Source organism: Pseudomonas japonica, assembly GCF_013522925.1.
Taxonomy (GTDB): Bacteria; Pseudomonadota; Gammaproteobacteria; order Pseudomonadales; family Pseudomonadaceae; genus Aquipseudomonas; species Aquipseudomonas japonica_A.
Map to the genome: position 1 here is coordinate 1 of NZ_JAAMQU010000009.1, position 12,393 is coordinate 12,393.

Consider the following 12,393-nt stretch of genomic DNA (forward strand, 5'->3'; position numbering starts at 1 on the left):
GCGTTACCACCTGCTGTCAACCCCCTTTTTCACCGCATCCGATCCGGAGATCGAAGCCACTTCCCGCTTACCCGAACTGCTAACTCGTTGATTCTCAAGAAGTTTGCCGTTCCGTTGTCGCTGGAAGCGGGGCGCATTATAAGGGCTTTCGAGAGGGCGTCAACACTTATTTAACACCTACCGGCAATAAAGCCCGTTGCCGAGGTCGAGGCCTTGCAGGATCATGCACAGCTGCCCTCTGTTTCAGGATTGTCATGCCCTCCCCCGCCTCTCTCCGTACGCTTGCGTTCCCCATTGGCCTTCTCTTGATAGCCATGGCTTCCATACAGTCTGGCGCCTCACTGGCAAAATCGCTGTTCCCGCTGATAGGCGCGCCGGGTACGACCGCCGTTCGCCTGGTATTCGCCGCCGTCATCCTGCTGATCGCCTTGCGCCCTTGGCAAACGAAGATGTCCTTTCACGGGCTTCGCCACGTCTTCGTCTATGGCCTTGCGCTGGGGGGGATGAATCTCCTCTTCTATATGTCGTTGCGCACGGTTCCACTGGGTATTGCCGTTGCGCTGGAGTTCACCGGCCCATTGGCGGTAGCGGTACTGTCGTCCCGGCGCAAAGTGGACTTCTGCTGGGTAGGGTTGGCGCTGGCCGGCCTGCTACTGCTGGTACCAGGTGCTGCCAGCGCCGGGGCGGTAGACCCCACCGGCGCGCTGTTCGCATTGGCCGCCGGTGCATGTTGGGCGCTTTATATAGTGTTCGGGCAGAAAGCCGGGGCCGCCCATGGCATTCAGACCGCCGCGCTTGGGGTTACCCTGGCTGCCATTTGTATCGCGCCGTTCGGTGTTATCTCCGCCGGGGCTGCGCTGCTGAATCCGTCGATCCTCCCCGCCGCCATCGGCGTGGCCATTTTATCGACGGCACTTCCTTATAGCTTGGAGATGGTTGCGCTCACCCGCATGCCTGCGCGTACGTTCGGTATCCTGATGAGCATGGAGCCCGCGATCGGCGCGCTGTCGGGGCTGCTGTTCCTGGGCGAGGCGCTTACCTTGAACCAATGGCTGGCGATTGCTGCCATTATCGCCGCCTCGGCGGGTGCAACGCTCACTCTGCCGCGCCAGCCAACCGCGGTAGCGGCGGCTGACTAGGGCAAGGCCTCACACTGCGGCTGTGCGGCTATTCAACCAAGCCAAGGCATCGCCGTTCACCCTCGGGGCAAGGCGCTCGCGCACCTGGGCGTGATACCGGTTAAGCCACTCGCGCTCATGCGGTGCCAGGCGCTCCGGTAGCAGGCAACGGGTGTCGATGGGGCATAAGGTCAGGGTTTCGAACTGCAGAAACTCACCGAACTCACTCCGCCCAGCCGCCCGGGTCGCTACCAGGTTCTCGATGCGAACACCCCAGCGACCTGGCCGATACGTGCCAGGCTCGATGGAGGTAATCATGCCCTCTCGCATTGCGGTATGAGGCGCGGGCGCGGCCTGATAGGCGATGACTTGAGGGCCTTCATGCACATTGAGGAAGTAGCCCACCCCATGGCCGGTGCCGTGGCCGTAGTTGACGTTGTCTGCCCAAAGCGGCGCCCTCGCGATCGCGTCCAGCAGCGGCGTGAGTATGCCTTCAGGGAAGCGCGCGGCGGACAGTGCCATCATGCCTTGCAGCACGCGAGTACAGTCTGCCTTCTGCTCCTCGGTGGGCGTGCCAACCGGAACCATGCGCGTGATATCGGTGGTACCGCCCAAGTACTGGCCACCTGAATCAATCAGCAGCAGGCCATCACCTTCAATGACTGAATGTGACGATGGCGTGGCGCGATAGTGCGGCAACGCGCCGTTCGGGCCATAGGCCGCGATCGTCGCGAAACTGGGGCATACGTAGCCGGCTTGACGCGCACGTGCGGCAATCAGCTGCTCATCGATGGCCACCTCAGTCACTACTTCGTTACCCAGTGCGCTCTCTAGCCAGGCGAAGAACTCGCAAAGCGCAGCGCCGTCCCGTTCCATCGCCTCCCGTACATGGGACAGCTCCGCTTCGCTCTTGCACGCCTTGAACAAGGTGCTGGGGTTGATCTGCTCAATCAGTCGGACCGAGGTGGGCAGCTTGGCGACCAGACCCGCAGTGACCCTTGCCGGGTCGATCAACAACGACGTCTCAGGGTCCAACCCCGCCAGGTCCGTCATCACCTGCTCGTAATCCCGTACTTCCACTCCATCAGCGGACAGCATGGCCTGCAAAGGGGGAGCGACTGTGCCCTCTCCCACCCACAGCACCGCCTTGTCTTCGCGCACCATCGCGAAGGCAAGGAACACCGGGTTGTAACTGACGTCACTGCCGCGCAGATTGAACAGCCAGGCGATGTCGTCAACAGTGGCGATAAAGTGAGCATTCGCCCCGGCCTCGGCCATCGCCTGGCGTACCCGACGAAGTTTGCTGGCCAAGGCTTCGGTGGCCTCAGGCACCGCATGGGCAACCACGGGCTTGCCGGGCAACGCTGGCCGGTCGGTCCACACCTCGGCGATCCAGTCGCGCCCACCCAGCAATTGAATGCCATTGGGCTCAAGCTTCTGCCTCAGGCTGCGCTCGGCCTGCAACGCCAGCACACGAGCATCCACCGCAACGCTGCCGCCATTGGGTACATGCTCGGCAAGCCAATCCAGTGGGCCGGGGGCACCCGGTTGCAGCTTCATCAGGCTGATGCCGCTACCGTTCAATTCCCGCTCAGCCTGCTCCCAATACCGGCTGTCTGCCCATAGCCCGGCAAACGCACCACTGACCACCAAGGTACCCACGGAGCCTTCGAAGCCGGAGAGCCAGCGGCGCGCCTGCCAATGGCCCGGGAGGTATTCGGACAGGTGAGGGTCGGCCGACGGTACCAGCAAGGCATCCACACGCTCGCGTTCCAGCAGTGCGCGAACGGCGGCAATGCGATCAGGAACCGAGCCGTGAGGGCAAGAAGAGGAAGTCATTGAAGCTCCAGCACCATGAATAAAGAAGCAATCATGCGGCACGCCCGGCCTCAGCAGCAAGTCAGGGCCCAAGCGTTGGCGCTGAACTTCCGGCGGTTGCGCTCTTCATAACTTGAGAGGATGGCCGTTCAAGGCCAGCGTTAGTGTTCCGACTTCGTCAAGCTGGAGGTGCATCATGCCCCGTGGAAGCAAAGACAAATACACCGACAAACAAAAAGACAAGGCTGCAGCCATCGAGAAGCAGTATGAGGCCAAGGGAGTACCCGCCAAGGCAGCCGAAGGGCGTGCCTGGGCCACGGTCAACAAGCAGTCCGGCGGCGGGGAAAAGTCTGGCGGCGGGAAAAGTACCAGCCCCAAGGCTAAATCCCGTGCCCGACACGACAGCGCGGAGCGCGCTGCAGCGAGCCGCAAGGGTGAATCGCGCTCATCCAACGCCTCGCTCGCCACGCAAACCAAAGCGTCGCTGATGACCGAAGCGCGTACCCGGAATATTCCCGGCCGCTCCTCCATGGACAAACAGGCGTTGATCGACGCATTGCACAAAGCCTCCTGACGCGGAAGCCGACCATGAATGCAGTTTCGGCCTATGATGCGGTGAAGCTTCTGGCGGGCGATACGGCCACCCCGCAACACGAACGTGACGTTCACCAGAAGCTCGCCGCAATGTTATGCGACCTGCTGGGCATCCGGCCTGCTCGGGTGCTCCCGACAGATGACGCGCCCGCGCCACACACTTACTACCTGCCTGCGCGCACGCTCACAGGGCAGGCCGCGATGCAGTTGAATGTGCACTCGCAGGCAGATTTCTTCGGCGGGTGGGTAAGTGACCCTTTCATCGCCACTAAGGCAATTTCCCATCCTTTATATCCCGACAGCCAGGCGCCTTCGACTTGGCAGCCCGAATTTGCACGGCTGGCAGGCGATGCGCTGCTGCCGGGCTGGACTGTTTTCAGCAAGGCTGACGCGATACGTGCGGGCCGCTCCATGCTTGAACAGGCGGCATTCCGGCTCAAGCCGGTACGGGCGACGGCGGGCCGAGGACAACAAGTGATCGACTCTCTTGCGGCGCTCGAAAGGGCCTTGGCACCCATGGATGAAAAGGAGCTGAACAACTGGGGCCTGGTGCTTGAAGAAAACCTTACAGACGTCGAAACCTTCAGCGTTGGGCAAGTACGCGTGGGGGGTCAGACAGCCAGCTATTACGGCACCCAACGGCTGACCGAAGACAACCAGGGTGAATGGGTCTACGGCGGCTCCGACCTCAACGTTTACCAGGGCGACTATGACGCCCTGCTGCAAGACAACCTGGCGCCCGCGCTGAAAACAGCGATACGTCAGGCCCGGGCCTATGAACAGGCCGTGGAAAAGAGCTACCCCGGCTTCTTTGCCTCCAGGCGCAACTACGACATTGCGGTGGGTACTACCCATGACGGCCGTCGGCTGAGCGGCGTGCTGGAGCAGTCGTGGCGGGTGGGCGGCGCCAGCAGCGCGGAAATCCTGGCCCTGCTGGCATTCAAGCAGGACCCGACCTTGCACAAGGTGATCGCCTCCACCCACGAAGTGTTCGGCCCTTTCAGTGTGCCCGAAGGCGCCGAGCTGTTTTTCCAGGGCGATGACGCCGCAGTAGGCTTCATCACCAAATACGCACGGATCCGACCTTATGGCCATAGTGAGTGAACCCATCGAACTTCCCGTCGACGATCAAAGCATCGCCGGCACCCTGTTGAGCCCCAGCCCAAAGCTACCTGGCATTCTGTTTGTGCACGGATGGGGCGGCAGCCAGCAGCGCGACCTCGGCCGCGCCAAAGGCATAACGGGCCTGGGCTGTGTATGTCTGACTTTCGACCTGCGTGGCCATGCGCGAACCGAAAGCCAGCGTCAGACCGTGAATCGGGAACAAAACCTTAAGGATGTATTGACCGCGTATGACAGGCTGGTCAGCCACCCGGATGTAGACCCCGATTCCATTGCCGTTGTCGGCAGCAGTTACGGCGGTTACCTGGCCGCCCTGCTCACCGCGCAACGCAAGGTCCGCTGGCTCGCCCTTCGGGTGCCTGCCTTGTATTGGGACAAGGAGTGGGACGTGCCCAAGTCTGCATTGAACCGGGAAGGCCTGGCCCATTACCGTCGTACCGTGCTCACTCCGGCCGACAATCGCGCCTTGGCGGCGTGCGCCGAGTTTGCCGGCGATGTATTGCTGGTGGAGTCAGAGCATGACGACTACGTGCCGCACACCACCCTCATGAGTTATCGCTCTGCCTTCGTCGGCGCTCACTCGCTGACCCATCGTATTGTCGATGGCAGCGATCATGCCCTTACCAGCGAAGCTTGCCAGAAGGCTTACAGCAGCATCCTTACCAACTGGATCAGCGAAATGGTCATAGGCTCTCGGCTGGAAAACTACCCCCACCATTCGGCGGTGTATTCCTGACAAGGCCTGTACCTCAGCTTTCGCGGCCTGCCTGGGTGGCGGGTACGGCATCCTGAGCCAGGCCAGTGGCATTGGCGTTCTGCCCACGGACCAGCTTGGCCCGGGCCTGAACGTATTGATCGAAAGGCAACCCTTGCCTGTTCAGAGCTTCCATGGACAGCTCGAAGCGCTCTTCAGCGGAATACGGGCGGGTTTCAGGGCCAGCGGTGGTGCAACCGGCCAGAACGGCAACGGACATCAGCGGAATCAGCAGCAGCGAGCGTTTCATGGGAACCTCCAGCCCCATCGGGCGGTTACGTTTCGGGAATGAGTTCAGGCTAAGCCCACGCTCGTTCACAGAAAAATCACCGGGTTTGATAGTGGCTATTGCCCAAGCAACGGTATGGCCATGGAACCCCCGCGCCAAGGCGCGCGAGGGCTGCTGAAACAGGGGATCAGAGGGTGCCCTGGACCTTGCTGGCGATGTCTGCGGGTAGCCAGGCTTGAAGCCATTCGGGATGAGCCTTGAGCAGCTCGGCCGCCACCTTGCGCGGCTCGAGGTGTTTTTCGCTCATGGTCGCCAGCGCCTGGTTCAGTGGGGCAATGGGCAGGTCTACCTTGGCAAGGAAGGCGCCGATTTCAGGATGCGCCTGCTCGAACGCAGTGGAAACGCCCACCGACAGCTTCGAGGCCAAAGACCGCGTGGGCCGCGGGTTGGGGTTGCTGGCATCGGTGAGGGTCTTCCAGGCTTCGGCATCGAACGGCGGCTCTTCCAGCTGAATGAAGTCATAACGGCCGAGCAGTGGCGTGGGGCTCCAGTAATAGAACAGCACCGGCTTGCCCCGCTTAACCGAAGAGCTGATTTCGGCGTCGAGGGCCGCGCCCGAGCCTGCCCGGAAGTTGGTGAAGCTGTCGGTCAGGCCATAGGCCTTGAGCTTCTGCCCGTTTACCACTTCGGATGTCCAGCCGGTGGGGCTGTTGAGAAAACGCCCCTTCCCGGGGCTCTCCGGATCCTTGAACACGTCCTTGTACCGGGCAAGGTCCGTTACGCTACGCAGGTCCGGCGCGAGCGGCTTGATACCCCGGGCGGGGTCGCCCTTGATCACGTAGGCCGGCACCCACCAGCCTTCGGTGGCGCCTTTCACGATATCGCCCAGGCCTTTGACCTGGCCCTTGGCTTCGGCGTCGTTCCACACCGGGCTGCGGCCAGCCCACTCCTCGGCGATCACCTGGATGTCGTTCCTGGCAAGGGCCGCTTCCAGGGTAACCGTGGTACCGGGCAGTGTTTCGGTGGGCAGGCCGTAGCCCTTCTCCACTACATAGCGGAGCATTTCAGTAATGAGGCTACCGCTTTCCCAGTTCAGATCAGCGAACCGGACGGTGTCGTTGGCGCTGGCGCTGGCGCTCGACAGATAACCGAACGCAAGCGCGGCGCAGAACCCCGTCAGGGTTCTATGGAGTCGTTTCATGGGTACCTCCTGGGCTGTAGGCAGATGACAGCCACAGCCTAGCCGAGGTTGCACCAAACGCTGCGCTTACTGCTCGCTTGCCTTGAACGTGAGCTCACCGGCTCGCCATTTGGCTGCCTTGGCCACTGCAGCCTTGAGAGGCTTGGTCAGCCCTCCCACAAGTTGCTCGTTGGCCGCGAACACCAGCATTACGCTCTGGCCCTGGCGGAACACCACGCCGTTGCCCATGGGCGTTTGCACGAAGGCGTATTCGCCAAGGCCATAGATGGTGAACTTGAGGTCGCGGAACTTGATCTCGAACTTGCCGCCTTCGCGGCTTGGCAGCACGGCGGCCCGAAAATGATCGCCTACTTTCAACTGCAAGCCCGGCTTGTCATCGACTACAAGAGCGGTTTCGGTATCCACTTCAGCCATGTAGAGGCTGTCCGCGGACTGTTCGGTGATGTACACAAAACGAGATTGAAATAACTTGACCAACTTAGCGCGCAAATCGCCCAGTACAAAAAGAGCGTGCATATCCAGATTGCTGACTGCCAACGAAAGATCCTCAACCCGATGGTAGAACCGGTCGCTCCCGGTTTGTGGCCGGCATGCGCCAACCATGAAAATACGGGGCAAAGCCCTGACATGAACAAATGGCCCGGCAGATGGGCAACGATCGCGAATGGATCATCCCTCTGAAGCGGTTGCCGGTAATCCGGGATTCTCTGCCAAAACCCCCGGTAAAGAAAAGCCCTTTCCGATCATTGTCGAAAACAGTCACGAAAAGGGCGAACTCCGCGCAAGATACGGGGTTCAAATCCAGCGACGTAACCGTGTTTACAGAACCTGAATCGGAGCCCCCAATGGAAGACGTCCATCACGACCTGGAAAGCCTGTTCGCCCAACTCGGCCTGGGTACCAGCGGGCCGGAAATAGACAAGTTCATCGACGAACACCAACTTCCAGCCGACGTAAAGGTGTCAGAGGCCGAATTCTGGAACAACTCCCAGGCCGCCCTGCTGAAGGAGTCGATCATGGCGGATGGAGAAGAAGCCATGTGGGTCGACGAGCTTAATACCCGCCTGCATCACGACGCCAACCAGCAGGCCACTCCCCCGGCTGTTTGACCGCGTTTACCCCCTTGCCGCCTGGGGTTTGTACCCCAGGCGCAACCCTCCCCAATGACGGCCCCGCACTGTGATCGGGACGGAAAGGTCGTGCATCAATTCGCCCGTATCCCGTGTATAGGTCTGCAGCAACAGCGGCTTTTGATGGCTGCCACAGCGGATACCGGTGCGGTCGTCGAACTTGCGCTTGCTGCGTGAATACACCATGTCCTGTTGCGGGTCACCCATTGGCGGCCGGCTGAAGGCCTGATTATGAGTAGGCACATAGCCCTCTGGCGTACAGGCAATGGCGAACACCATCCCCTCGTGACGCTTGAGCAATGGTTCCTGGATCGCAGGCAGGGTGTCATCGGTATAACGATCGAAGCGGGTCTGATACTTGGGCGGCATGGTACCCGGAATCAGCCGGTACTGGCGATCGAACAGGTCATCGAGGCTGATACGGCCGGCGGCAAGGTCCTGCTCGAAGCGCTGCTCGATGGCACGCGCACCTTCCAGCGCCAGGCTGTACACTCGCTGGTGATAGTCATCCAGCCCCACTTCCGCCAGGCGCTCGCTGATCACCTCCGCCTGCCGCTCCATATTTTCCGCAGCCTGCGCCAGCGCTCGGGTTTGTTCGTCGCTGATGGCCAAATCTTCGCGCATGCCGGCGATTGCTTCGAACAAGGCTTCCAGCTGCTGTTGATTCCCGCGCGCACCTTCGGCGATGGTCTGCACCTGCCGCTCCACGCCCTCTGATAGCTCGGCAATCCGTGACAGCTCGCTACCCGTGTGCTCTACCTGTTCCACGCCCTGGCGCAGGTCGTCACTGAGCAAGGCAATCTGCTCCATCACGTCAGCGGTACGCTGCTGAATCTCGCCAACCATCTTGCCCACCTCTTCCGTAGCCGTGGCGGTGCGCCCGGCCAGGCTTCGCACCTCGTCGGCCACCACCGCGAAACCGCGCCCGTGCTCCCCGGCGCGGGCGGCTTCGATGGCGGCATTGAGGGCAAGCAGGTTGGTCTGGCTGGCGATCGACTGAATAACCAGCGCCACGCGCTGGATATCCTCACTGCGCTGGCTGAGCATTTCGATGGATGCGCGGCTGGCCGTCGCCCGTTCGCTGAGCTGGTGCATCCGCTGGATGGATTGTGCCAGCACGCCGCGGCCGCTGGCACTGCTCTGTCGGGCCTGGGAGGACGCCGCCAGGGCTTGCTCGCTAAAGGTACTGGCCAGGTGCTCGGTGCGGATCATGGCCTCGGCGCTGCCAACGATGCGGGCAGCGCCAGCCAGTTGTGATTGCACCCGGCCGGCCAGCAGGCGAACCGACCAGGCGACCCCGGCCGCGGAAAGGGCGTTATGGCTTGTGGCGCGGGAAAGATCGCGCGTAAGGGTGGCCATGGGTGCGGCCGCGACAGGCGTAGCCGGGGCGGACCTGCCGGCTGGCAGCACTGGCAGCCACAGTGCAACCAGCGCCAGCAGCCCGGTGATGGCCGGAGCAAAGCCCGCAAGCTCACTGGCAACGACGGCCATTAGCACCAACAGGCTTTGCAACAGGGCCCGGCGCCATGGCCGGGCCGGGACCGAGGGGCTATCCGGGGTAGACGACAAACCCTGCACTGCTCCGGGAAGGTTCATGCCTGCGACTCCTGCTGGGGCTTATTATTGGCTTTCCCCATCTTGGTCTATCGTCGCGTTGCCAGCCATGCTGCCTTCGTCTCACTCGATGACTGGCACCCAGGCGGCGGGATCAGGCCTGGCGCTGATGCCGGTCGATCTGCTCGTGGCGCTCCTGCGCTTCGATGCAGTATTTAGTGGTAGGGCTGATCAGCAGGCGCTTGAGGCCGATAGGCTCGCCGCTGTCTTCGCACCAGCCGAAGGTATCCTCGGCGATACGCCCCAGGGCCTGCTCCAGTTGCGGCAACAGGCGCTGGTCGCGCTCGATGGCATTTACCAGCCAGTGGCGTTCTTCTTCCACGGAGGCAGCGTCCGCCGGGTCGGCCGGGGAGTCCAGGCTTTCGATCGCAATACGGCTCTCGTCGATACGTGCCTGGGTTTCGACCTTCATGGCTTGCAGCAGCTTGGTGAAATAAGCCTGCTGTTCGGCGTTCATGTAGTCATCGGCCGGCATGGCCAGCAACTTTTCCTTCGTCATTGATATCTCGATAAACCTGCGTGAGACGGATCGTTGGCCGGTCGCGCCAGCGGTGCCGGGCGACGGGTAAAATCAAATAAGGGGCGGGAGTCTACGGGCGTGAGCAGCATGCAGCAATAGCACGGGCCCAATTGCCGGAATACCGAGCGCAGGGCGCCGACCGTCGGTGAACATGACAGCTTCATGAAACATGCTGGAACGCACGTTCAATAATGAGTCTCATTATGTTACAAAACGCAATCTCATTCTTTATTGACGCGGTGCTTAATGCTCGTTCCGTTCCTGATCATGCTGCGCGAAGGCATCGAAGCCGCGCTGATCGTAGGCATCATCGCCAGCTACCTCAAGCAAACGGGCCGGGGCGAATGGATGCCTGCCGTATGGGTGGGTGTATTCCTCGCCGTGGCCGTGGCGTTGCTGGCCGGTGGTGGCCTGGAACTGGCTAGCGCTGAATTTCCGCAAAAGCAGCAAGAGCTGTTCGAAGGCGTGATCGGGCTGCTGGCGGTGGGAATTCTCAGCTCCATGGTGTTCTGGATGCGCAAAGTGGCGCGCTCGATCAAGCACACGCTTCATGCATCGCTCGACACGGCGCTGGCCGGCTCGCGCAATCAGGTTTTTGCGTTGATCGCCATGGTGTTCTTCGCCGTAGCCCGCGAGGGATTGGAAACCGTGTTCTTCCTGTTGGCCGTGTTTCAGCAGAGCGAGGGCACTGGCGCCCCGCTAGGCGCGCTGCTGGGGCTGATGGGTGCGGTGGCCGTGGGGGTCGCCCTGTACCGCGGCAGCCTGAAACTGAACCTGTCGCGGTTCTTCCGCTGGACCGGGCTGTTCATTCTGGTGGTGGCAGCGGGCATCCTGGCGAATTCCGTGCAGGCCTTGCATGAGGCCGGCGTATGGAATGGCTTGCAGCACGTGGTGTTCGACTGGAGCGCGCAACTGCCTGTCGACAGCCCTGCCGGCGCGGTGCTGGCGGGCATGTTCGGCTACCAGGACACGCCCACCGTCAGCACGCTGGGCGCCTGGGCCGGTTACCTGGTGATCGCGCTGGCGCTGTTTTTCGCACCGGTGCGCCCTGCCCGCAACACCGCACCCACTGTAAGCCATTCTTAAGGTTCTTCATGCCCACATCTGCTCCTCGGCCGCCACGCCTCATGCGCGTGGCCGTAGCCGGTTCGGTGATCCTGATGATCGCCGCTGGCGGCCTGTTTTATTACGCCTCGCAAGTAGCCAGCGAAAAACGCAAGGCCCATGCCGGCCAGGAAACCGTTGTCACTATCCACGACCACAGCTGTGAGCCCGCCGCGCTGAGCGTGCCGGCGGGCAAGGCCGCCTTCCGTATCGTGAATGCCTCCGACCGTGCCGTGGAATGGGAAATCCTCGATGGCGTGCTGGTACTCGAGGAGCGGGAAAACATCGCGCCTGGCATGAGCCAACTCATCAATGCCAACCTTGAACCCGGCCACTACGCGATCACCTGCGGCCTGCTCAGCAACCCCCGTGGCACATTGACTGTTACGGCTACCGCAGAGTCCGACGCCCGCGCCAAGGCGCGCCCTTCGCTCACTACCTTTATTGGCCCGCTGTCCGAGTACCGGGTGTACCTCAGCCAGCAGGGCACAGCCTTGGTGGCGGCAGTCACTGCCTTGTCCGCCGCTATCGATGCCGGAGACCTCAGCAAGGCGCGCGAACTGTATGCGCCAGCCAGGGCGGCTTATCAACGCATCGCTGGCGCAGCACAACGCTTCTCCGAATTGAACAATGCCATTGATGCCCGGGCTGACTACTACGAACACCGCGAGCAGGACCCAGCCTTCGCAGGCTTCCATCGGCTGGAGTATGAACTGTTCGATGCCAGCGCCAAGGCTGCCCAGCCGCTGGCACCCATCGCTCGCAAGTTGTTGGCTGATGTAACCCTGCTGAAAACCCAGCTGCTCGCCCAGCCGATTCCGCCCGAGCAACTGGTGGCCATGGTGTCGCGCAACCTGCGCAGCGTGGCCGACCACCGCTTCAACGGCGAGGAAGAGCGCTACAGCCACACCGACCTCAATGGCTTCGCCGCCAACCTGCAGGGGGCGAACAAGGTTGTTTCGCTGATGCGCCCTCTGGTGGAAAAAACCGCTGCTGACGTGCAGCAACGCATTGATAGCGCCAGCGCAGCCCTGAATGACACGTTGCAGGCGGTGCGCAGCGAGGGCCAGTGGCCTGCCTATACCCAACTTACCCAGACGCAGCGCCAGGCAATCGCCGATCGCGCCCGTGATCTGGCCGACGCCCTGGATGGCATCGATCCGGCCCTTGGCCTGTCCGATCTCTGAAG

At 61.9% G+C, this 12,393-nt stretch carries 13 protein-coding genes; 7 read left to right on the forward strand and 6 right to left on the reverse strand.

Annotated features, from left to right (window positions below):
• Positions 1-254 precede the first annotated feature (254 nt).
• A complete protein-coding gene (gene rhtA / locus G7016_RS15260; protein WP_181115776.1) occupies positions 255-1,139 on the forward strand; it encodes a threonine/homoserine exporter RhtA in 885 nt (294 codons plus the stop codon).
• A 9-nt stretch (positions 1,140-1,148) separates the two neighbouring features.
• Here the strand turns inward: rhtA and G7016_RS15265 are convergent, their stop codons facing one another.
• A complete protein-coding gene (locus G7016_RS15265; RefSeq protein WP_181115778.1) occupies positions 1,149-2,957 on the reverse strand; it encodes an aminopeptidase P family protein in 1,809 nt (602 codons plus the stop codon).
• Between the two features lie 175 nt (positions 2,958-3,132).
• Between G7016_RS15265 and G7016_RS15270 the strand changes: the two genes are divergently transcribed.
• Genes G7016_RS15270 through G7016_RS15280 form a run of 3 tightly spaced genes read left to right on the forward strand, consistent with a single transcriptional unit; the run spans position 3,133 to position 5,388 of the window.
• On the forward strand, positions 3,133-3,510 hold the full coding sequence (locus G7016_RS15270) for a termination factor Rho (protein ID WP_181115780.1): 378 nt from the start codon (positions 3,133-3,135) through the stop codon (positions 3,508-3,510).
• 14 nt (positions 3,511-3,524) lie between these two features.
• Entirely contained in the window at positions 3,525-4,634 is a 1,110-nt protein-coding gene (locus tag G7016_RS15275; protein ID WP_181115782.1) for a DUF3182 family protein, read from the forward strand.
• The gene (locus tag G7016_RS15280; protein WP_181115784.1) at positions 4,618-5,388 is read left to right on the forward strand and encodes an alpha/beta hydrolase family protein; all 771 of its coding nucleotides are present in this window, start codon (positions 4,618-4,620) and stop codon (positions 5,386-5,388) included. The genes G7016_RS15275 and G7016_RS15280 overlap by 17 nt, the downstream gene beginning before the upstream one ends.
• Positions 5,389-5,401: 13 nt before the next feature.
• Here the strand turns inward: G7016_RS15280 and G7016_RS15285 are convergent, their stop codons facing one another.
• From G7016_RS15285 to G7016_RS15295, 3 genes are all read right to left on the reverse strand, one after another.
• Positions 5,402-5,656, reverse strand: a complete 255-nt coding sequence (locus G7016_RS15285; protein ID WP_181115785.1) for a hypothetical protein — start codon at positions 5,654-5,656, stop codon at positions 5,402-5,404.
• A 166-nt stretch (positions 5,657-5,822) separates the two neighbouring features.
• On the reverse strand, positions 5,823-6,836 hold the full coding sequence (locus G7016_RS15290) for an ABC transporter substrate-binding protein (protein WP_181115787.1): 1,014 nt from the start codon (positions 6,834-6,836) through the stop codon (positions 5,823-5,825).
• 66 nt (positions 6,837-6,902) lie between these two features.
• Positions 6,903-7,373 (reverse strand): hypothetical protein, encoded by a 471-nt coding sequence (locus G7016_RS15295; protein ID WP_181115789.1) that lies wholly within the window; start codon positions 7,371-7,373, stop codon positions 6,903-6,905.
• Positions 7,374-7,681: 308 nt separating this feature from the next.
• Here G7016_RS15295 and G7016_RS15300 point away from each other — a divergent pair, with 308 nt between their 5' ends.
• The gene (locus G7016_RS15300; protein ID WP_181115791.1) at positions 7,682-7,945 is read left to right on the forward strand and encodes a DUF2789 family protein; all 264 of its coding nucleotides are present in this window, start codon (positions 7,682-7,684) and stop codon (positions 7,943-7,945) included.
• Between the two features lie 6 nt (positions 7,946-7,951).
• On the opposite strand, the gene G7016_RS15305 is transcribed toward G7016_RS15300, so the two are convergent.
• Together G7016_RS15305 and G7016_RS15310 are read right to left on the reverse strand one after the other, a co-directional pair.
• Complete coding sequence (locus G7016_RS15305; protein WP_181115793.1) at positions 7,952-9,562, reverse strand: methyl-accepting chemotaxis protein; 1,611 nt, start codon at positions 9,560-9,562, stop codon at positions 7,952-7,954.
• 112 nt (positions 9,563-9,674) lie between these two features.
• Positions 9,675-10,079 carry a TraR/DksA family transcriptional regulator gene (locus G7016_RS15310; RefSeq protein ID WP_181115795.1) on the reverse strand — a complete coding sequence of 135 codons (405 nt, stop codon included), beginning with the start codon at positions 10,077-10,079 and terminating at the stop codon, positions 9,675-9,677.
• 267 nt (positions 10,080-10,346) lie between these two features.
• On the opposite strand from G7016_RS15310, the gene efeU reads away from it, so the two are divergent.
• Entirely contained in the window at positions 10,347-11,186 is an 840-nt protein-coding gene (efeU, locus tag G7016_RS15315; RefSeq protein WP_181115797.1) for an iron uptake transporter permease EfeU, read from the forward strand.
• 8 nt (positions 11,187-11,194) lie between these two features.
• Positions 11,195-12,391 (forward strand): iron uptake system protein EfeO, encoded by a 1,197-nt coding sequence (gene efeO / locus G7016_RS15320; RefSeq protein WP_181115799.1) that lies wholly within the window; start codon positions 11,195-11,197, stop codon positions 12,389-12,391.
• Positions 12,392-12,393 lie beyond the last annotated feature (2 nt).